This window comes from Pedobacter hiemivivus (genome assembly GCF_005144565.1).
Lineage (GTDB): Bacteria > Bacteroidota > Bacteroidia > Sphingobacteriales > Sphingobacteriaceae > Pedobacter > Pedobacter hiemivivus.
This window is the reverse complement of the sequence record NZ_SWDX01000002.1, coordinates 455846-477437: the sequence shown is the minus strand read 5'-3', so window position 1 is coordinate 477437 and position 21592 is coordinate 455846. Positions and strand designations below refer to the sequence as shown.

The window sequence follows — 21592 nt, the reverse complement described above, 5'->3', positions numbered from 1 at the left end:
CTATTTCAAATCAAATTCTTTGTTAATCTTTTCGTTATCGGCACCAATTTTAGGCGCCGCTTTACTGGCAAATAATTTACGCCCATCAATCTGCATCGGTGCTCTTGTGGTATCCAGTGTTCTGCCATTCCCAAGATCTAGCAGTTGTCTGATTTCCATCTTTTTAAACACTTCCAACTCTGTCGCTTCTTTATAGTTTAGTACACTTGCACACCAGATATCCTGAGGTTCCAATATACTCAACCAATGTTGGTTGGTATTGGTTTTAAAAGTCTGTCCTAGCAACGCTAACAATGCATCTCTATTTTCAAAAGAATCACCAGCGTTCATATAAACAGCTGAAATATCACAACCAATCAGCTCACTAATTTTACCTAAATCGCCCATCGCTAATGCGATGTAACCATCACTGGTCTCATAAGTTCCATAAGGTGCACTTAGATAAGCATGTCCGCTTCCTTTCACCTTACTTCTTTTTGGTAATTGACCACCATCGCTCAAGTAGGTCGTCAGTACTTCAAACTGCACATCCAATGCCGATTCCAGCAAACTCACTTCTACCAGCACACTTTTATTTGTTTTGGCTCGCTTAATTAAAGCAGCAATAATCCCCTGCGTAAGGTGGTTACCGCACATAATGTCCGTTACCGATAAGCCGAAAGGCACAGGTCCTTCTTCACTACTACCCGATAAATGGGTTAATCCCGAAACGGATTGCACGAGTAGATCCTGTCCTGGTTTATTTGCCCAAGGGCCCTCATTGCCATATCCTGTTACCGCAGCATATATAATTTTAGGGTTAAGGGCTTGTACTGACTGATAATCCAATCCGATTTTCTCCATTACCCCGGGCCTGAAATTATGCGTCATCACATCAGCTCTGGCAATCAGTTTCCTGATGACATCCAGATCTTCAGGATTCTTCAAATCTGCCGCGTATGATTCTTTATTTCTATTGATGGTATGAAAAAGCAAGCTATCCTCATCAACAAATAGGTTTTTGATAGCCAGTTGTCTACAAGCATCCCCTTTTACCGGGCGCTCAATCTTAATCACACGAGCCCCTAAATCGGCCAGTTTTAATCCAGCGGAAGGTCCTGCTAAAAACTGGCAAAACTCTAAGACTAGTATTCCTTCAAGTGGCCTTCTCATGATAATATTAAGCTTCTTGATTCCACATACAATTTATTCATCTGCTCCAACACCAGTAATTCCGATCCTCCATTCATGAGGTAATCTCTTACGATATCTCCCGCATGATCCTGAAAAAACATGTGTCCGTGATACCGTGGACGAAGAAACGCACGCTGCAAAGCAGGTAATGTATTCGCAAAGAAATTGTTTGATTTGGCATTCACATCAGGAGCTGTCCAGGCACTCAAATGTCCGGGTTGACCACCGTTCTCAAAGAAAACGCTTTGCTGACAGGCTGGCGAAGCTACATAAGCTGCATATTTCACTGCCATTTCTATATTTTTCGAACCAGATGATACCGCTAACCCTGTACCGCCTAGTGTGCTGCGTAAATTAGTCTCTCCATCCAAGCTAATCATATCATGAAAATGCAGCGGCTTACGCGCATAACCATTTCTTGAATAGTTAGAGTAACCATAAGCAAATGGACAGTAAGCTAGGTCATCGCCCAAGGTCATCGCTTCATATACTTGTATCGGGTTTCTTTTAAAGTTATCCGGATGAATTTTTGAAGCCAGTTCACGGTACATTTGCAATGCTTTTACACCGATATAACGGGAGACAATCAAATCTTCTAGCTGACAAGGGTCTTCACCCAGAGAACAGCAGAAAGTATAAAAATTCATCAACACATCAATAGGGATCCCCGCAAAAGCGACTAGACCTTTATCGGCCAATTTCAGCAAATCGGCAAAAGACTCAGGCAATTCAAAGCCATGTTTCTCCAACAGATCAGGTCTGCTCGAAGCCACTGGTGTAGCCGCATCTATAGGCAAAGCCCATTGGTGACCGTCATACGAATAGCTCTCAAACGAATGTCCAACTGTATTTACACGCTGATCATCTAAGTAAGCTTTCGTCAGATAGGTATCCAACGGCAAGATAGATTCAGTTTTAGCTGCAAAACCTGCCCATGGGTGATCGATTACCAACAGATCAAAACGCTGTGCCAACTCTTGTATTGAAAAATCAGCAAATTGTTGCAAACTTCTCTTTTCCCAGGTAATTTCTACTGATGGGTTTAATTCCGAAAACCGCTGTGCCGTAGCCACCATGGGTACAAAGCCCCGACTGTGATTCCACGTTATTCCTTTTAAATTAATCTTGTCACTCATGACCTCTTTTTACTTTATTCCTTTTACACTAATCGATACTAATGCGGACTTTAGTCCTGCAGATGTTGCTGTTAATTTTAATTTACCTGCTTTGTTTTTTGCCTGTACAATAGCCAGACATAAGCCGCGATACGCCTTGCGGTAATCTGCTTTAAAAGGTTCCAGACTTGCCTGAAAACCATTATCCACACCTGCAATTGTAGCTTCACCTTCCAGTTTAAACTGAACCAGATTATCTGCATCGGGCACTAAATTCCCCTGAGCATCCAAAATCCTTACCGTTACAAAGGAAAGATCCTTTCCATCTGCTCCAATTTGAGTTCTATCTGCAAGCAATTCTATTTTGGCCGGCTTACCGGCAGTGTTAATCTCCTTAACCAATACCACCTGCCCATTCTTTTTAGAAATAGCCTTTAAGGTACCTGGTTCGTATTTTACCGACCATACCACATGCAAGTCCTCCCCTTGTTTGGTTCTTTTCCCTAATGATTTCCCATTCAAGAATAGCTCTACCTCATCTGCATTGTTGTAATAAGCCCAAACATCAACCATTTTACCTACTGTCCAATTCCAGTGTGGAAAGAGGTGTAATACCGGCTTGTTTGTCCACTCACTTTGGTACATATAATAAGCATCCTTAGGGAATCCGGCCAGATCCACGATACCGAAATAAGAGCTTCTCGCAGGCCATGGGTAAGGCAATGGCTCACCTAAATAATCAAATCCTGTCCATACAAATAAGCCAGAAACATGATCATATTTTTTAGCTTCTCTCCAGGTTTCTTCGTGTGTAGAACCCCAGTAAGCAGAAACATTATCATAGGACGAAGCGGCAAACTCAGCATTACCTTCTGTAAACTTCGTTTTGCCATCTTTTGGCCAGCGACGAATACTATCAGATGGCATTTCATAAAAACCTCGGGTATCTAATGAAGAGGTAGTTTCTGTAGCAATAAACTTTTGTCCGGGGTAATTTTTAGGAAAATCCTTATACAACTTATGGTTGTAATTTAATCCATAGATATCTAATGCACCCGACTGGTATATAAAATTCTTTTTAGCATCAGTTTCTGTCAATGCAGAGGTAAGCAAACGAGTCGTATCTAAATCCTTAACCAACTTCACCAATTCTTTAGTCATAGCAACACCAGTACTGTCAAACTGCTCACGGATTTCGTTTCCAATGCTCCATACAATAATCGAGGGATGGTTTCTATCGCGTTTTACCATATCCTGCAAATCCCTCACATGCCATTCGTTCCAGCTCAGGTGATAATCTTGTTTGTTCTTCTTTTTGGCCCACATATCAAAAGCCTCATCCATTACAAGGAAACCCATTTTATCGCATAGATCAAGCAATTCAGGCGCAGGCGGATTATGTGCAGTACGGATGGCGTTCGCCCCCATATCTTTCATGATCTCCAGCTGGCGTTCCATTGCCCTAACATTAACAGCGGCACCTAAAGCTCCCAAATCATGGTGCATACAAACACCCAATATTTTTAGGTATTCGCCATTAAGCGTAAAGCCTTTTGCCGCATCAAAGTTAAAATAGCGGATCCCAAGCGGTGTTTCATAGTTGTCTACCAATCTCTTACCCGAAAAAACCTTCGTTACTACTTTATAGAGATGAGGATTATTTACAGACCACAGTTCCGGTTGATCGACAGTACTAGATTGCGCTACTGTTACCAATGTATCGTTCAATGTGATATGGTCAGTTCTAACCGCAGCTACCAATTTGCCCTTTGCATCGTAAACCTGCGATTGCACATCGATCTCCCCTTTTAATCCGGCTTTATTCCTGATCTCTGTTTTAAAATTCAGCTTTGCAGTAGTTTTACTTACAGCAGATGTGCTTACAAATGTCCCCCAATGATCAATAGCTATATTCTCTGTTGCGGTTAACCAAACGTTACGATAAATACCCGATCCTGAATACCAGCGGGAATCTGGCTGAGCAGAATTATCTACCCGTACAGCAATCACATTTTCACCTGGCTTTAAATACTTAGTTAGTTCGTAGTTAAATGAAGAATAGCCATAAGGACGTTTACCCAATAAATGACCATTTATCCATATCTCACTATTCTTATATACGCCATCAAACTCGATGAATATGTTTTTCTGTTGCAAATTAGCAGGTAATGTAAACGTTTTTCTATACCAGGCAACTCCGGTAGGCAAACCTCCACCTTCTGGCTTTGCTGGGTTCTTTAGATCAAACTTCCCTTCAATGCTCCAATCGTGAGGTAAGCTTAGCTTCCTCCAACTTAAATCGCTAAAATCCGACGATTTAGCCGCAGTAACATCACCTAAAAAAAACTTCCAGTCCTGATTAAAACTTTGGTGTATACGAGACTGGCTATTGGCTCTAACACCAACAATCAGCATCAATAAAAGCAATACCAGGTTCTTTCTTAACATCATACTTTAATATTCTTTATTTATTATTACCCGAAACAAAGTCAAGCTTACTTTTTCCTAAATCTTTAGAAGTTGCCACAGCGATACCACGCTGATCTTTTTTATTTACAGCACAATAGAAATGATAAACCACCCCTTTATGTTTTAAAACGAATGATTTATGAGCATACAACGCATCATAAGGTTCCGAGGATTGGATCAAATTATCTCCCGTCCAATCCGTCCAGTTTACCAAATCATCTGAAGCTGCAAAGCGATTAAAGGCTCCTTTTCTATCTTGCCAAAACGCACCGAAATAAAACATCACCCAAGTATTTTTAATCTTCTGAATTACGCCATCACCGGTAATCCCGACAGGCTGATGCACTACAGGGTCTTTACCAAACCTCTTCCAATGCAACATATCTTCGGACACCGCCATTCCAATCCGCTCGTACCACCTCGTTTTTTTATTGTTTTCCAATGAATCACCAACAGCGTTGTAATACATCACAAATGGATGTCCGGTCAACCTCTTTTTATCTTCAATTACCGTACTTTTAAAAAGCTTATGACGGTTTTCCCACCACCTTACTTCTGCATCAGTAGCACTTAAAACAGGGTTTTCTAAGCGCTGCCATTCCTGAACTACAGCCGGACTTTTATCGGTATATGCCATTCCAATACTCAATGGTTCTACTTCGTAACCTTTCTCTTTGCCTCCAAAATATGACATCCAGTATTTGCCATTAAACTTGCCGAGCTTGTAGTCGCCACCCCATTTGGTGCTTGTTAAAGCATTGTAGCCTGCTTTCTGATTATCATCCCATTTACCGGCATCACCAAAAGACATTAAACGGCCCATATTTTCCCAGTGCAAAAGATCGCTGCTTTTAGACAACCAGGTCTCATAACCACGACCGCTGTAAATCAGGTAGGTCATGTACCAAAACTTTCCTTCACGAAAAATAGTAGGACAATCCATCTTATGCTGCTCATCCTCCGGCACCATCACCAATCCATATTTATAAGGTGTTTTAACCTCCTCATAAATCTGCTGCATTTTAGCCGCAGAGATCGAATGTTTTCCCGACTGCGCTAAAGCTGTTGATGAAATAAAAAAAGTAAGGATAGATAACTGTATAAGCTTCATGATTAAAATCTATTGTACTTTAAATTTGTAAATGCCGGAACCGATATGAATAATAGCTCTGTCCTTTTCAAAACCAGCCAACTTAACCACTGTATTATCTTTTTTTACCGCAATACCACTTTCGCTGATCAATTGATTTGCCTTTGCAGGAAGATATACCGTTGCTTTTGAGTTTGCAGGAACCACAACAGAAAGCTCAAATACATTCGGAGATTTCTTCCAATCTGTAGCAATCAGTCCATAAGGCGACAAATAACTGCCTTTTGCTGAGGTCAGATCTCCCACAGGTTCCGGATAAATACGGATATGATTAAAGGCTACCGATCCGGCTTCCTGCCTTATCCCCGCTACCCCACTATAAAACCACTCCATAATATGTCCAAGCATAAAGTGGTTATTGGAAACCTCGGGCAATGCTGCCCAAGACTCTGTTAGCGCTGTTGCACCATGTGCCAACTGATAACCATAGCCCGGCACATCGCTCCTGCTGTTCATGTCAAAGATCACATCCGAACGATTTTCCTGTTCTAAAACCCTCAAAACATAGCGATAGCCAATATCACCAGCGGTTAAAGCATTGTTCCTATCTCGGATATCTTTGATCAGGTTAGCCAAAACGGCATCCTTATAGTGCGGCTCAACCAATTGCATATAGATCGCCATAGCATTAGCAGTTTGACTGCCGGTAGCATATTGCTTGGTTTCCTTATTAAAGAAGGTAGTATTGAAAGCTTGTTTAACCGCAGTCGCCAAAGCAGCATACTTTGCTGCATCTGTAGGTTTGCCCATTAGCGTCGCCATTTTTTGCATCAAGCATAAATCATAATAGTAAATAGCTGTTCCGGTTACGCCCATTGGAGTTTGCTGTGAAACGCCAGGACGTTTAGGACCGATATCATACCAATCCCCCAGGCCTTGTTTTAAAATGTTATTTTCTGCTTTAGTTTGTAAGTAAGCCAAGTAACGTTGCATGGTTGGATAAGCATTTTTCATCACTTCAGTATTACCATACCATTCGTACAAATACCAAGGAAGGATAATTCCTGTACTGCCCCACTCCGGAGAATCTCGGAACATCTCACCACCCCAGGTGAACTGGATATATTCAGGCGCAATTTCTGGAATCAGGCCATTACCCAATTGTGAGGTAATCACGTCATTTACGACTTTAGTAGCCAACGTCGTCACATCATAATTATACATAACCGATGAAGCCATCAAATGTGATTCTTCCAACCAACCCAGCTTCTCGCGATGTGGGCAGTCTGTAAATACGCTAGCCATATTGCTTTTTATAGCCCAATCGATCAGTTTATCTGTTTGATTGAACAGTTGATTTGAAGAGGCAAACTCGCCCACCCGGCCTGCTGCATTACGGGTATGCAAGCCTTTTAATTCCAATATTTCTGGCAAGTTATTTTCTTTTTTATTTCCTGTGGGCGTAGCTCCTCTTACTTCCAAATACCTGAAACCATAATAGGTAAAACGTGGCTGCCAGATTTCTTCCCCAATACCTTTTAATACGTACTCGAAATAAAACGGACTTCCGGTAGGCTTCTGGTTAGCCCTTCCATCTTTAAGTAATTCAGCAGGATAAACTCTGATGGTATCGCCCTTATTCCCCTTTACTTTTAAACTTATGATACCAGCAGCATTTTGTCCCAGATCGTAGATCCATTCTCCTGCTGAGATTTTAGTAATTTTTTGTGCAGTAAAGTTTTCAAATATTTTAAGTGGCTCTGCCTGTTGCGATCTAATCGCGGGCGGTCCATCTACAATTAACACGTTTTTCCAGTCTCTATCTTTAAAAGATGAAGAATCCCAGCCTTGCTGTTCTAAGCGTGCATCATAATCCTCTCCGCCGTATATACTTGAAAAAGTAATTGGTCCCGAAGCTGTTTTCCAGCTTTTATCGCTGATGATGTTTTCTGTAGTACCATCTTTATATTCAAGCAACAACCTGCATATCATTTTTGGATAGCCAAATGCTGGTTTTGATTTCCTGAACCTTCCTTTTACAGGTGGTACGTAATAAAAACCATTGCCCAGCATCACACCAATTGTGTTTGCTCCTTTACGCAAGTCGCTAGTCACATCAAAAGTTACATATAAAGCTTCCTTATCATATTTTACCCAACCGGCATCCAAAAAGTGATCGCCCTGCTTTTTACCGTTCAAACTCATATCGAAATGCCCCAGACCACTGATAAACAAGCTGGCTTTCGCTATCGGCTTTTTAACGACAAAATCCTTTCTTAAAAGCGGCAATACATTACTTCCAAAATAGGTATCCTTTTTATTGTCCTTCGGCAGCACGGTTACATTAGAATCTGCCAGTTTCTCGTAAGCAATCCAAGAGGCATTCTTCCACTCAGCGACAGATAAAAGTCCCATTTGCCATTTTGCTGTATTAGTCCAGCTTGAAGCATTGCCTTTATTGTCCCAAACCTTTACTTTCCAATAGTAGGTTTTCCCGGAAGCTAAAGGCTTCCCCTTATAACTTACTTGCAAAGATTTACCTGAACCGACTTTTTTAGAGTCCCATATGTTTCCGATATTTTTAGTTAACAAAGTAGCATCATCGGCTACAATTATATGATAGGCTGACTGTTGAACATTCCTTTCAGAAGCTCCTATTTTCCAGCTCAATGAAGGCGAAGCTGCTTCAACCCCCATTGGATTCACTCTATACTCACACCGCAAATCATTCGCAGTTAAACCTTGCGAAAATACAGGCAATGTGAAAAGAAATAAACCAAGGAAATATAGTAGCTTGCTCATTCAGTTGATAAGATTAACACCTGCTATAACTAAATTAGTTCTTTAGTTTAAAGATTAACAAGGTATTGGGTTTACAAATGGTTGTTAATTCAAATATAAATATTTATTTCAAATATGAAAGTATATATTTAGGTATCTTTTTACTCATCCCACTATAGAAGAATGATTAAAAAGCATTTAGTATGTTTGTCAATTAAAAAGTTACACGCTTGTTTCTATGAAGGAAAAGGAAATTAAATATCAGGCACCAGCATTAGATAAAGGTTTAGATATTCTTGAATATCTCTCTGCACAATCTATACCGCTTTCTCAGACCGAGATTGCTACTGGTATAGACAAAAGCCCAAATGAAATTTACAGAATGTTGATGAGTTTGGAAAGTAGAGGTTATATTTTGAGGGACGAGGTTTCTGGAAAATACAGACTTTCTTTAAAGCTATTTTATCTTTCGCATCGCCACTCACCTGTTGATGAATTGCGTAAGGCTGCACAATATCCACTAGAAGAACTAGCCAATGCGGTGATGCAATCCTGTCACCTTAGTATATTATATATGAACCAGGTGATGGTCATCATTCATGCTAAAAGTCCAGGGCCAATAGCACTGTCTATTGAAGAAGGAAACCTTTTCCCTTTGCCTTTAACTGCTTCCGGAAAAGTATTACTCGCTTACATGCCGGAAACTGAGCAGGAAATTATCTTAAGTGGTAATGAGATATACCAGACCTATGCTGATAAGGATAAAAAAAAGTTCTTAAACTCTTTGCAAGGGATCCAAAACAAGGGGGCTTACATCAGAACCAGTGATCTGGCCGCAGGGGTAGTAGATGTATCGGTTCCTATTGGTCGAGGAAGCACCGGAATTATTGCTTGTTTGACCGTTTCCAGTCTTACCGCTTTAAATGTGAATAAGGATATGGACAATGAAGATATTTTGGCTGAGGCGATTAAATGCGCGAAGAAGATTGAAGAGCGGATTGGGGTATTAACACTGTAAAAGGTAAAATAGGTATACTCCCCTAAGACTCCCTGATCTTAGGCTCCCTGAAAAAGGGAGCAAAGCTCAGAAGGTCTTTTCGGAGTAACCAATTTTACTACTTACTGCCGTAGTATGGAACAGGGGGGCGATTAATAGGTAGCGTCTTCTATTTCTTTTTTAAGCATACCCGCTCTATCCTCATAACCATTTTTTTCTTTCTTGCACTGTTCAATAGATATATCAATATATTTTATGGCCATAAGTTTATTTTTTAGGATTTTATAAATCATCGCCAATGTTGCATTATTGATAAAATTATCTTTTATGGCCAATGCCCGTTCCGCCCAGGCCTTTGTAATCAGCAGATTCTTTTCCTTTTTAACCAACCTGGATCCTCCACCAAGAACATTACTGATCTGCAGATCGTCATTATAATAAAACTTTTCAACCAACTTATTTGCATTAACCATATAGTTTTCTTCATCCTCTGCACGCAAGTAATAATCGGTATCAAAAGCCAATGCTTCTTTCTCCGTTAAATTGATCTGTTTTTGTAATATCGCTTTTGCATCCTGGTATGCTGCAAATGTTGGAAAAGACTTATACCAAACCTTTGCTTGAAATTCCTGTAGATACTCCTTCCTGATAAAGTTCTCCACTTTTTCTTTTCCAACCTGGGCGGCAAATTCTTTGGTATGGGCTTCTAGATATTTAAAATGTTTACTATCTGTTGAACTTACATTGTCCGTTATTAAACTGAATGTTTCGGCACTAACATTTGCAACTGCATCAAAGTAACGATCGAAAACCATATTGGTTTCTTTGTCATCGCCCTTAGTTTTAACAATAACAAAGTAATGATACAATTCTTCTTTGTTAAGCTCATTTTTAGCAAACTTTCCTTTCAACTGCTCATAATCATTGCGAGGTGTCAGCGCCAGTTTACCGTGCTCAATCAGTTCCCTAACATCAGTAGAACTTGTTAATCTGTGAATTACTTCTCCGTTGTAATTGATGTATGCCAAAGTCGGATAACCGGATACTTTGTATTCTTTGGCCAACGCAGGCCCCTCACCTTTCTCTGCATCAACTTTATAAGCTATAAAGTTCTTGTTGTAAAAATCTCCAGCTTCCTTTTGAGGAAATACATTCATCGTCATTTGTTTACAGGGTGCACACCATACCGTATAAAAATCAACAAATATCAGCTTGTTTTGTGCTTTTGCCAGTGCTTTGACCTCAGCCCAAGTACCATGGTTAAAAGTCATTCCTTGTGCAAAGGCTGATATTGACGCAACTCCGGTCAATACTATAGTTAGAGCAATAAATAAGTGCTTTTTCATAATTTATGGTTTGAATATTTTTGAATTAATTGTGTTGTATGATCCGCTGTTTAAACTGTCCGATCATCTCAGCTTTCCCATCGTCATCCCGCTTAGAAACAGCGATACAGAGATCAATGTATTTCAATGCATTGGTTTTATCATTTAAGCTGTCGCAAATCATGGCCAGCGACAAATAGTTTAAGGAATTATCTTTAATAGCCACAGCCATTTCTGCCCATTTTTTAAGCAATAGCAAATTCTCTTCTTTTTTCACCATATAGGCTCCACCGAGGATCATGCTGATCTCTTCATCATTTTTATAGATATACTTTTTCACCAAAACAGCAGCTGTCTTAATAAAGTTATCTTCATCCTTTACCTGCTGATAATAGGATTTATCGAGCTGTAGCTCCTCCTTTTCAGTCAGACTGACCTTCAATTTTAGTACTTCCTTGGCTGCGAGATAGCGAGCTAAAGGCTCATTTTTGTTGTAATAAAAAAACTGTGCACCCAATTCCCTGATCAGTACTTTTTTCATAAAATCATCGACCTGTTTTTTTCCTGCTGCACGATAAAAATCATTCCGATGTGCTTGTAGGTATTTAAAGGATTTGGAATCGCTCGAGCTCACATATTCTTCTATCATTTCAAAAGCCTGCTTGCTGGTCTGGTTAAACAATCCGAAATATCTATCAAAAACTCCGTTTACTTCAGCGTCCTTTCCTTTTGCTTTAACGATGATCATGTAATTGTACAGCTCCTCCTTACTCAATTCATTTTTAACATACTTTTCCTTTAAACGCTCATAATTTCCCTGTGGATTAAGTGCAATTTTCGCATACTTAATCAGTTCCGATACATTTTCGGCCCCGCCAGTACGATAAAGCTGCTTTCCTTCCGCATCCGTAAAAACCAACGTTGGATAACCAGACGGACGATATGTTTTCGCAAGATCTACGCCCTCGCCTTTCTCTGCATCAACCTTTACATTGATAAAATGCTTGTTAAAGAACTCCCCCGCTTCGGGTAATGGAAAAACCTCCATAGCCATCTTTTTGCAGGGGGCACACCAAACGGTATAGAAGTCTAAAAAAACCATTTTATTTTCTTTTTTAGCTTGTGCTTTAATTTCAGTCCAATTCCCATGGTTAAACTCAATTCCTTGTGCACAAACTGAAAGTGTTGTTCCTGTCAACAGGAACAACATTGTGATATACTTTTTCATGTTTCTCTAATTATTTAATGCCCGGATTACCTTGGATTCTGATCTATTTCCTGATTAGCATTGATCACTTTAGTTGGAATCGGGTATACATAACGGTTACTCCCTGGTACCAATGTCAGCTGTTGTGTTTTAAGCGGATGTGTGATTGTCTTTGCCAACTTTGGATCAGTATTAAATCTTTTCAGATCGAAAAGACGAAACCCTTTGCAAAAAAGCTCTCTTCTTCTTTCCTGTAAAATTAATAGCAAAGCTGCATCATCATTAGCTGCAGTTAAACTGGTATACTCGGCTGGCTTAAATCTGAATTTGCGTAGTTCATTCACCACAGTTAACCCTGCCTGCCCTTTCTGCGTCCTTGCTAGACATTCGGCCTTAATCAGCATCATTTCAGGCACAGTTGGGCCAATTTGAGTACTCCCAGGAACCGTTTCAAATGGAGCGAAGTAGGTGTGATAGGTACCCGGATAGTTAAAAATCCCAATAGGATCTCCATCTGGCCCAACATAATAGGTAAAGAAATGAGTCCTCAGGTCTTTTGTGCCCAGCAAGGTTATCAATTCATCACTCAGCGGAAAATTACCCCCACCATCACTACTTGCTTTCATCCATATCACTTCCGGATTATCCTGACTAGTTGGAAGAAAGAAACCGTCTGGATAACCAGACCCAGCTCCCATATTCACATAAGGATTAAGATTAAAAAGAGCCGACTGTATACCGAGTGATAAATTGGCATTATCTAAAGCTTTCTGATACTCACCCATATACAGATAAGTACGAGCCAATAATGCATATGCTGCAGATTTTGATGGTGCAGTTTTACTTGTAGACAATGATGGAAGTGTTTCCACTCCAGCATTTAGGTCACTTAAGATCAAATCATAAACAGCTTTGACAGTAGCGCGTTTCAGACTCTGTGTATAACCAGGCTCAGTAAGTAAAGGCACGCCCAGATCGGTTGCTGCACTACTTGCATGATATTCCTTTGCATATAGATTAACCAGACACAAATAAGCATATGCGCGATGCACTTTAGCTTCTGCAATTAGCTGTGTTTTTAAATTTGCATCGCCAGATTTTGCTTCCGGCAATCCCTGAATGGCCACATTGGCATTGTATACTTGCTTGTAAAACAAGTTCCATTCCGGATCACCTTCATTGGCCTGATAAAACAAGTCAGCCCATTTATAAATCTGTAAAGATCGCACATCAAAACTATTGATGAAATCATCATTTAATAAAGCGATATCATCTGTTGGATAATCCACACTTCCATAAGACAAATTGAATACCCCACTGTTGTTTAACAACAACTGATAATCATTTACCGTACTGGGTATAATTTTGCCTTGAGGTTCAAGCTCCACATACTTCCTACACGAACTGGCAGAAATTGAGAAGACAATTAATAATATATAGTAATATTTTTGAGTGTACATAGTTTCAGGATTAAAGTTTAAAAAGTCGCTTTTACACTAAAGACAATGGATTTAGACGGTGGTAAAGTTGTCAAACTCAAATTATCAAGATAATCAGGGTCTATTCGTTCTTTGTTAGCTGTCCAAAGTGCCAGATTTCTACCAGTTGCACTAATGCTTAACATTTGAAAGGCATTCCACTTCATTTTCTTTACTGGAATATGGTAGGTTAAAGTAACATCACGCCACCTGATATAGCTGGCATCTTCCACGAAACAGTCGCTATCAATGTAGCGGAAAGTTCCAGTATGTTGAGGATCTATAGCGGGGATATTCGTCTTCGACTCATCTCCAGGCACCCTCCATCTATTTGCCAGATCAGCCTGCGCAAGCCTAGTATAAGGTAGTTTAAAAACCTCATTTGCAGTTGGGCGCATAAATTTGTGCCCTGCTTTAAAAGTAAATAACGTAAACAGTTCAAAATCTTTATAAGTAAATGTGTTTGATATTCCACCAAAATAATGAGGTGTAACATTTCCTTGAAATTGCAAAGCACCTAGATCCTTCTCATCAAAAGTCACCAGATCGGCAAGAACCTTTTCACCCTTACCATTGTAAATCATTGCATTCCCCTTTTCATTAAGTCCAGCATACTTATAGGTATACAAACTCCCTAGCTCTTGGCCCTGTTTAGGGCTATTCGTGTTGGTGTAGTAACTAGTGGTTTCTTGTTGAAAATAAGCCTTCGTTACCTTATTCGTATTGAATGAAACATTTACAGATGGAGTCCAACTGAATCCTGTATTATTGATTGCCCTGGCACTCAGCTCAACATCTACTCCACGGCTTTTCATTTCCAGCCTATTAGCCAATAGTGAGGTAAAACCATACGTAGGATTGATGTCTACATTTCCAAGCAAATCCAGACTTTTGCGCCAGTAAGCATCCACACTTCCGCTAATTCTGGAATTAAATAAGGAAAATTCTGTTCCAATATTATAGGTTTGAACCCTTTCCCATCGTAGTTGAGGGTTTGCAGGGTTATAAATACTTCCATAAGGATCATTGTTAATCAGGTTATTGCCCGATTGCTGCATCACCAGGTAAGGGGAAGTGTCCTTATTTAGATTCCCATTGTATCCCGCAGTGGCCCTTAAATTCAATTTAGAAAGCCATTCTACCGGAGCCATAAAACCCTCATCTTTTGCCCGCCACATTCCACCAATCGACCATAAAGGAACTGTACGAAACTCCTTTGAAGCACCAAATAAATTAGAATCGTCTTTACGGAAACTTCCAGACAACGAATATTTAGATTTATAGGTATAGGTAAAGTTCCCAAAGATCGAAGCATATCTATCTTTTCGATTAATAACGTTAAGGCCGTATGGAACTTTCGCATCACCATCAACAGTTTTATAAACCTGTGTATAATTCACAGGAATTGAGCTAAGCAAGCGGTTATCATAACCATAAGCACGATTTCCATAGCCGGAGCGCAAGGTTTCTCTAAACTCGGCTCCTATGATGGCATCAAGACGGCCTGCCGCTCCCAGATCAGGATTAAAATTCAATTGCCCCCTGATGTTGTAATTATTTTGTTCTACATCATTAAGGTCAAGAATCCCACCAATCGGAACTCCTCTTACATGCGTAGTTGCAACCGTATAGGTGTTAATGGTATTTCTTGCCATATAAGTGTCGGGACTGTAATAATTCCTTGTCTTATCAAATTCCCGCTCGGTCATATACTTCAAATCCGCACTCATCCAAGGCATAATTTTATAATTTAACCCCGCAGTTAGCCTATAAGCTAAAGATCTAAAGGTATTATCAGCATTAGCTAGCTCATCTATATAATTATATTTCCAGGGTAAATAATAACGTTTCTCCAAGGAATCCAGTGTTTGTGCCTTTGCTTTATAAGAGAAATTGGTTGCATTCCCATTTGCATCAACAATCTGATCATAAGGCAACAATGCATTTGTTCCTGGTTGATTGGCACTCAATCCAATACCGTTATTTTCCTGTTTCATTAGTGTAACAAAGGTTTCGGCAGAAAAAGTAAGCTTTGGCGTTATTTTGGTCTCATTACTAAAGTTAACAACCATCCTGCTGCCATAATCACCTTTATTATTGGTCTGTTCATCGGTATAGGAAGCAGAGAGATAATTACGTGTGATGGACGATCCGCCACTAACGCTTACATTATATTGCTGAGAAAATGGAGACTGCAAAAGATATTGCTGATACTGATCGTTCACATCAATTTTGCTAAGCCGCCCCACCTCATCATTATACTGTTGCTGAGTAATAGTTCCTCGCTTAAATTGCATGTATAGGTTTGCCCCGGTGGTTACTGGTAGTGGATAAATAGAGAACGCTAATTTTTGACCAGGAAGAATCCCTTTGTCTACCAACTCCTTTTCAAGATCTAAATATTGAGCAGAATTGAGTACTTTCCTGTAATCTAATCGAGGTCTGCCTGTTAGCGAAAAAACACTAGAAAAACTCACCTGTGGTTTATTGGAATAAGTCCCCTTTTTCGATTCAATAACAATAACACCATTTGCGGCTCTTACCCCCCAAATACTCGCCGCAGCTGCATCCTTTAAGATCGTGATGTTTTCGACATTATCAGGATTTATATTTACCAGATCCAATTCTGTAGGAAAACCATCCAAAACAATTAGTGGTTTCTTTTCAGAATTGATGGTAGATGTACCCCGTATCGTAAAATTATCACGGCCTTGAGTAAGGCTACGATCTGGCGTGCCCACATTAACCAATAAACCGGAACCAGCTCCTTCCAGACGCTCCAACATATTTGGTGCAACCTTTTTCCCGATCTCCTCTCCAGAAATAACAGTATAAGCCCCTGTTGCCCTATCTTTTGGAATACTTTGATAACCTGTACTAAAGGTCACATTCACCTCTTCCAGATCACTCTTTGTCGAAACAAGCACTACTTTTAAAGGCATCCTTTTCCCCTTTACCGCAATTTCCTGAGTCCTATACCCAACGTAAGAAAAAACTAAAACAGTGCTTTCATCTACCTCCGAAAAGGCAAATACACCATCCGAAGGTGTAACTATAGATTTGGAAGAACCTTTTATGCGCACCGTTGCGCCAGGCAGGACATTCCCTTCATCATCAAAGACAGTTCCGTACACATCAAAAGATTTGAATTTATCAATCACTCTATCAAAAAGTGATTTGTCTTCTTTTTTGATCACTATCGTTTTTTCATCAATTGCAAAAACCAGGGATTGATTTTTAAGACAATATTCCAGCACATCTTTAAGCGCCGTTCTCTTGAAGTTAACATCCAGTTTTTTTTGATCATTCAACTGGCTATCAAAGTAAATGACATTGTACCCCGTTTGTTTTTTAATTTCCTGGAATACCTGCTCTAATGAAACATTCTTTTTAGCTAAAGTAAGCTGCTGTGCAAAACCCGCAGCACTAACTTGTAAAAAAGTTGCAATCATTAAAACAGTAATAAGGTTAATTCGCATGATCCATTTATTTTTACTGTCCTCATCGATTTGGTCAAAAACCGAATCAATAGTTCGCATAATTTTAGGCATATGGCGTTCCGGCCAACACAATATTATAGTATAAATTTTATACATTTGTTTGTCTGGTTAAGTTGATAAATTTTGTGTTCTACAACGATTTTAGGTCTTATCAGATATTTTAAGGGCTTCGATGGCAAGATCGGGGTCCTTTTTTCTCCGTAAAACTTTTCTAGATTTGGCTAATGGTCTATTTGAAGGTTCTTCATGTTTTTGTTATATTGGTTTAGGTTCTATTGCGCTAGTATACAGTTACAGTTTTTCCTTGAATTTTAAATTTTATATCTCCTGTCAGTTCCAAAATCCGAAGTACTTTAGAAACTTGCTCAAATCTGGAAATATTGCCACTGAGTGTCTTTTTGCTGAGTTCTTTATTATTAAAGACAACCTCAACATTATACCATCTTGCAATTTTTCTCATAATGCTTCCCAACTCTTCGTTCTTAAATGAAAATTCTCCATTTTTCCAAGCGACAGTATTTTCAACATTTACTTCCCTTATGCTTATTTCTCCGTTGATCAAATCAGACTGCTGCCCAGGTTTCAGTAATTTTGCTCCACCACTTGTTGTTATTTTTACAGCACCCTCCAGCAAAGTAGTTTTCACATTTACTTCTTCCTGATAGGCATTTATGTTAAAGTGTGTACCTAATACTTCTACCTGCTGTCCCTTACTCTCCACAATAAATGGGTGCATTTTATCCTTTGCTACCTCAAAGTAAGCCTCGCCACTCAACTCCACCTTGCGCGATGTCCCGATAAATTTAGTAGGGAAGCTCAGTCCCGAAGCGGCATTTAGCCAAACTCTAGTCCCATCAGGCAATACAACCTCATAAGTTCCTCCTCGTGGGGTACTTACTTTAGCGTAGTGCGAAGTATCTCCTGATGCAGAAATGGCCTGGATTTCAGTACCATCACTGTAGGCTAATTTGGTTGCATCTATAGTTACTCCATTTTTAGTCTCACTCAGCACGATCTTTTTTCCGTCGCTTAAGGTCAAAAATGCTTTATTTCCACCTGCAGTAATTCCACTTCGGGATGCCTGTTGTTCCAAAAAGAAACTGGTATACTTAGTTAGATAAAAATGAAGACCAATACTTAAGCAAAGCAATATTGAAGCTGCTACGGCTATTCTCTGCCATAAACCCATTCTTCCCTTAGTCCGAACCTTGGCAGCAGCCAATATTTTATCCTGAGTTTTATTCCATACCGAGGCTTTATTTGTGGCATGGTACATTTTTAACTGCTGATCTATCTTTTCCTGCTGGCAAAAATCATTAAACCAGTTTAAATGGTCATTTGAAGCCTGTTGCCATTCCTTTAGTTTAGTTTCTTGCTCCTTGGTTAAATCTCCTCTAAGATATCCCGCAACAAGGATGGAGATTTCATATGCTACTTCAAATTTTTGCTGAGGGATCATCTATATTCCTATTTTGTTATAGAAACAACAATATTAAAAAAACAACCAAAAGAATTTTGTTTTTTTTATCGATCTATAAATAACAGGAATGCTAATGTCATTGCGGCGGACACGCCTTTCTTCAAAAATGATGTTTTAAGGAGTTCTATAGCTCTTGTTTTATGATTTCTTACGGTTTGTACCGAGAGGCCTAGCATTGCAGCTATTTCATCTGTTTTACGGTTCTCCAGATAGATCAATTTAAAAACCTCACGACATTTATCTGGTAATCCTTCAATCTCCTGACTCAGTATGGTCAAGATTTCCGTTTCAATCACCTCATAGAAGATGGTTTCTTCACCTTCTTCTAGGTGCTTAATATACTCCTGCTGTATAGCCGTTTTACGTTTCGTCTTTTTAAGATGGTTCAAACAAGCATTGCGGCAGCTGATGTACAAAAATGCTTTGATATTTTGGGCAGTTTCAAAATCTTGATGGCGCTCCCATAACTTGTAAAAACAATCAGAAACTACCTCTTCGGCCTCCATATCATCCTGCAATAACCTTCCGGCAAAATAACAAAGTGATCTATAATGCAATTCAAAGAAATGCGATAGCGCATGATCATTACCCTTTCGAAAAGCGATTATCCAGTATTGTTCATCAAAGGTTTCCGTCAAAAGCATTCTTTGCTAACTATATTTCCCGCAGCAATATCCGAAAAAATATCACAGTATCCATACGCACAAATCTTGTGCATCAAATTATGAAAAACAAAATAAATTGAACTTTCAATCGAAGAAATCGAATTGATTACCCATGGGCAATCAATTCGTGATTAATAAAAGCTCCTGCCTTGCCACCCGCTGCGACTGCAGCCGAAACTGCTCGAAATTTGCTGGTGTTATCGCCTGCAGCAAATACGCCGGCAACAGTTGTTTTCTGAAGATCGTCTATTTGTATGTAACCCATTTTATTGATTTCGCAGCCAATTTCTTTTGGGACGAGACAATGTTGTTCAAATGGTGGCCTAGCATATAGTGCGTTTAGGATCTGGTTGCTGCCATCAGTGAACATGATTCGATTCATTGAACCAGCTTGATGCTCAATCTCCTCCAAGTTTTTTTCAATCACATCTATTTTCAAACTGGTTAACTGTTGCTGCTGCGCTTCAGTTAATTCTGCTTTCCCATTGGTAAAAACAGTTAATTTCTTTGTCCAATTATTAATCATTAATGCCATTTCATAGGCCGTATCTCCATTGGCTAGAATACCTGTAGCCTGATCTTTAAACTCATAACCATGGCAATAAGGACAGTGAATCACAGATATCCCCCAGCAATCCGCAAAACCAGGAATATCTGGCATCAGATCTTTTACACCTGTGCTGAATAGCAACTTGCGTGCTTTTATAGCTTTACCGGAGTTCGTAATAACATCAAAGTTATTGTTCTCGCCTTTTACGGCAGTCACCAGATCCGTTAAAAATTCTATTGTCGGATACCGCATAATTTCGGCCTTCCCTAATGCGGTTATACTTGCCGGAGTGTTACCATCCTGGGTAAGAAAGTTATGGGAATGCGGTGTCTGACGGTTACAAGGATTTCCATTATCAATAACCAGTACATTTCTTATTGCTCTCCCGAGCGCTAAAGCTGCCGACAGCCCGGCATAACTTCCACCGATGATAACTACATCATAATTTTGATTCTTTTCCATTGCAATATTGTTTTGCAACGAAGTTGCGTATTTACAAAGACAATACAAACACTAATTGCAACTTTGATGCAAATAAGACATTACAACTTTAAACTGGTAATATCAACCATTGGTAAAATAAGAGACCTTACCTCGCCCTTATCATCTATAAATTTTAGCTTTAATGCCTTCTTCTCCTTGACAGGCTCATCCTTAGCATCGCCCAGCAAAACCTTACACATATCTTCCTGACTTAAATTTTCGACGTTTTTGCTGCCATATTCAATAATTTTATAGCCTGTTTTGAGCCCCGCTTTTTCCGCAGGAGAGTTTTTCCAGACAATACCTATAAAAAAGGCATTACCTTCTATTTTAAGGTCGAAACCCGTTATTTTTTCAACTAAAGCCACTGTATTTTGAACAAGAGGTTCAAAATAAAATCTTTCATGGATAAAATCCATGGTCACTTTACCATATTTCAAAAGTTGTACGCCCAATAAGGAATAAGGATGATTTCCTGTATTGGTGACAGGATTTTTAATTATTGCCTTTCCAATGCTGAGTTCATCAAACTTCAGTTTGATTTTTTCGCTTTCAGTCTCGGTACCCGAAGCAACTTTCGAAACTCCGCCATAACCCCTGGCCACAATGTACTCATTTAAAGAGCTAGACTGATTTACATATTTATAGGTTTGATTCGCAATACTGTATAAGTCTCCCGTCATACCAGTATCAAACAATGCATTTTCAACAAAAACTTTCCCAAACCTCACTTCTACTAATGGCGAGTTCTGCACTTTGAGTAAAGTCATTTTACTTACGAATAGCTCATTCGGTTTTAGTTCAGCTGAACTGGTCGAGACAATCAACCTTTTATTTTGGAGATCTATTTGTAAAACCTTTTGCTTAAACACATCCACTCCTAAAAAGCCTTCTATGTCCATGCAAGCCAATTGTGGGATGCTGCTCCGCATATCAAAGACAGTAACAGGTACATCATTCAGCTTTAAACCGCCCATTTTTAAAGACTGTAGCACTGCCCCACTCATTTCAATGTTTTTACTACTGGCATCTGTAACTATTCTGCCTGCCCCAAGCTCAACATTCAGTTCCTGCTGTAATTCTTTAGAGATCAAGGTGGGAGCTCCTGTATCAAAGAAAAAATTTCGGGGCTTACCATTAACTTCTACTTTAACAATGATCATATTGTTCTGATATTGAAAAGGGATAGTATCTGGCTTAACTGTCGCACCCTGTGCATAAGCGCATGAAAAACCCAGCAGCACAAGAAATGCCGCCAGGTAAATTTTGTTCTTCATAA

At 39.5% G+C, this 21592-nt stretch carries 14 protein-coding genes; 1 reads left to right on the top strand and 13 read right to left on the bottom strand.

Features of this window, described 5'->3' with window-relative positions; all coding sequences use genetic code 11:
* Genes FBD94_RS05555 through FBD94_RS05535 form a run of 5 tightly spaced genes read right to left on the bottom strand, consistent with a single transcriptional unit; the run spans position 1 to position 8649 of the window.
* The gene (locus FBD94_RS05555) at positions 1-1152 is read right to left on the bottom strand and encodes a CaiB/BaiF CoA transferase family protein (protein WP_131606444.1); all 1152 of its coding nucleotides are present in this window, start codon (positions 1150-1152) and stop codon (positions 1-3) included.
* Positions 1149-2309, bottom strand: coding sequence for an ABC transporter substrate-binding protein (locus FBD94_RS05550; RefSeq protein WP_131606446.1), 1161 nt, complete (start codon positions 2307-2309; stop codon positions 1149-1151). Before FBD94_RS05550 ends, FBD94_RS05555 begins: the two co-directional genes overlap by 4 nt.
* A 9-nt stretch (positions 2310-2318) precedes the next feature.
* The gene (gene galB, locus FBD94_RS05545) at positions 2319-4739 is read right to left on the bottom strand and encodes a beta-galactosidase GalB (RefSeq protein ID WP_136879427.1); all 2421 of its coding nucleotides are present in this window, start codon (positions 4737-4739) and stop codon (positions 2319-2321) included.
* 13 nt (positions 4740-4752) lie between these two features.
* A complete protein-coding gene (locus tag FBD94_RS05540; RefSeq protein ID WP_136879426.1) occupies positions 4753-5868 on the bottom strand; it encodes a glycoside hydrolase family protein in 1116 nt (371 codons plus the stop codon).
* A 9-nt stretch (positions 5869-5877) separates the two neighbouring features.
* Complete coding sequence (locus tag FBD94_RS05535; RefSeq protein ID WP_136879425.1) at positions 5878-8649, bottom strand: family 78 glycoside hydrolase catalytic domain; 2772 nt, start codon at positions 8647-8649, stop codon at positions 5878-5880.
* 217 nt (positions 8650-8866) lie between these two features.
* Between FBD94_RS05535 and FBD94_RS05530 the strand changes: the two genes are divergently transcribed.
* Complete coding sequence (locus FBD94_RS05530) at positions 8867-9646, top strand: IclR family transcriptional regulator (RefSeq protein WP_131606454.1); 780 nt, start codon at positions 8867-8869, stop codon at positions 9644-9646.
* Between the two features lie 131 nt (positions 9647-9777).
* Here FBD94_RS05530 and FBD94_RS05525 read toward each other — a convergent pair whose 3' ends face one another.
* From FBD94_RS05525 to FBD94_RS05490, 8 genes are all read right to left on the bottom strand, one after another.
* On the bottom strand, positions 9778-10971 hold the full coding sequence (locus tag FBD94_RS05525) for a thioredoxin domain-containing protein (protein WP_136879424.1): 1194 nt from the start codon (positions 10969-10971) through the stop codon (positions 9778-9780).
* A gap of 25 nt (positions 10972-10996) precedes the next feature.
* Complete coding sequence (locus FBD94_RS05520; protein WP_136879423.1) at positions 10997-12178, bottom strand: thioredoxin family protein; 1182 nt, start codon at positions 12176-12178, stop codon at positions 10997-10999.
* A gap of 26 nt (positions 12179-12204) precedes the next feature.
* Positions 12205-13617: a RagB/SusD family nutrient uptake outer membrane protein gene (locus FBD94_RS05515; protein WP_136879422.1), complete on the bottom strand. Its 1413-nt coding sequence runs from the start codon at positions 13615-13617 to the stop codon at positions 12205-12207.
* Positions 13618-13634: 17 nt separating this feature from the next.
* A complete protein-coding gene (locus FBD94_RS05510; protein WP_169472225.1) occupies positions 13635-17174 on the bottom strand; it encodes a SusC/RagA family TonB-linked outer membrane protein in 3540 nt (1179 codons plus the stop codon).
* Between the two features lie 241 nt (positions 17175-17415).
* Positions 17416-18594, bottom strand: a complete 1179-nt coding sequence (locus FBD94_RS05505) for a FecR family protein (RefSeq protein WP_136879420.1) — start codon at positions 18592-18594, stop codon at positions 17416-17418.
* Between the two features lie 65 nt (positions 18595-18659).
* Positions 18660-19259 carry an RNA polymerase sigma factor gene (locus FBD94_RS05500; protein WP_131606466.1) on the bottom strand — a complete coding sequence of 200 codons (600 nt, stop codon included), beginning with the start codon at positions 19257-19259 and terminating at the stop codon, positions 18660-18662.
* Between the two features lie 127 nt (positions 19260-19386).
* On the bottom strand, positions 19387-20292 hold the full coding sequence (locus FBD94_RS05495; protein WP_136879419.1) for an NAD(P)/FAD-dependent oxidoreductase: 906 nt from the start codon (positions 20290-20292) through the stop codon (positions 19387-19389).
* An 80-nt stretch (positions 20293-20372) separates the two neighbouring features.
* Positions 20373-21590 carry an aspartyl protease family protein gene (locus FBD94_RS05490; RefSeq protein ID WP_136879418.1) on the bottom strand — a complete coding sequence of 406 codons (1218 nt, stop codon included), beginning with the start codon at positions 21588-21590 and terminating at the stop codon, positions 20373-20375.
* Positions 21591-21592 lie beyond the last annotated feature (2 nt).

What these genes read in the sequence shown, in the direction of transcription:
- FBD94_RS05555 (WP_131606444.1), bottom strand. Translation starts at nt 1,152, where the DNA reads ATGAGAAGGCCACTTGAAGGAATACTAGTCTTAGAGTTTTGCCAGTTT.
- FBD94_RS05550 (WP_131606446.1), bottom strand. Translation starts at nt 2,309, where the DNA reads ATGAGTGACAAGATTAATTTAAAAGGAATAACGTGGAATCACAGTCGG.
- galB (WP_136879427.1), bottom strand. Translation starts at nt 4,739, where the DNA reads ATGATGTTAAGAAAGAACCTGGTATTGCTTTTATTGATGCTGATTGTT.
- FBD94_RS05540 (WP_136879426.1), bottom strand. Translation starts at nt 5,868, where the DNA reads ATGAAGCTTATACAGTTATCTATCCTTACTTTTTTTATTTCATCAACA.
- FBD94_RS05535 (WP_136879425.1), bottom strand. Translation starts at nt 8,649, where the DNA reads ATGAGCAAGCTACTATATTTCCTTGGTTTATTTCTTTTCACATTGCCT.
- FBD94_RS05530 (WP_131606454.1), top strand. Translation starts at nt 8,867, where the DNA reads ATGAAGGAAAAGGAAATTAAATATCAGGCACCAGCATTAGATAAAGGT.
- FBD94_RS05525 (WP_136879424.1), bottom strand. Translation starts at nt 10,971, where the DNA reads ATGAAAAAGCACTTATTTATTGCTCTAACTATAGTATTGACCGGAGTT.
- FBD94_RS05520 (WP_136879423.1), bottom strand. Translation starts at nt 12,178, where the DNA reads ATGAAAAAGTATATCACAATGTTGTTCCTGTTGACAGGAACAACACTT.
- FBD94_RS05515 (WP_136879422.1), bottom strand. Translation starts at nt 13,617, where the DNA reads ATGTACACTCAAAAATATTACTATATATTATTAATTGTCTTCTCAATT.
- FBD94_RS05510 (WP_169472225.1), bottom strand. Translation starts at nt 17,174, where the DNA reads ATGCGAACTATTGATTCGGTTTTTGACCAAATCGATGAGGACAGTAAA.
- FBD94_RS05505 (WP_136879420.1), bottom strand. Translation starts at nt 18,594, where the DNA reads ATGATCCCTCAGCAAAAATTTGAAGTAGCATATGAAATCTCCATCCTT.
- FBD94_RS05500 (WP_131606466.1), bottom strand. Translation starts at nt 19,259, where the DNA reads ATGCTTTTGACGGAAACCTTTGATGAACAATACTGGATAATCGCTTTT.
- FBD94_RS05495 (WP_136879419.1), bottom strand. Translation starts at nt 20,292, where the DNA reads ATGGAAAAGAATCAAAATTATGATGTAGTTATCATCGGTGGAAGTTAT.
- FBD94_RS05490 (WP_136879418.1), bottom strand. Translation starts at nt 21,590, where the DNA reads ATGAAGAACAAAATTTACCTGGCGGCATTTCTTGTGCTGCTGGGTTTT.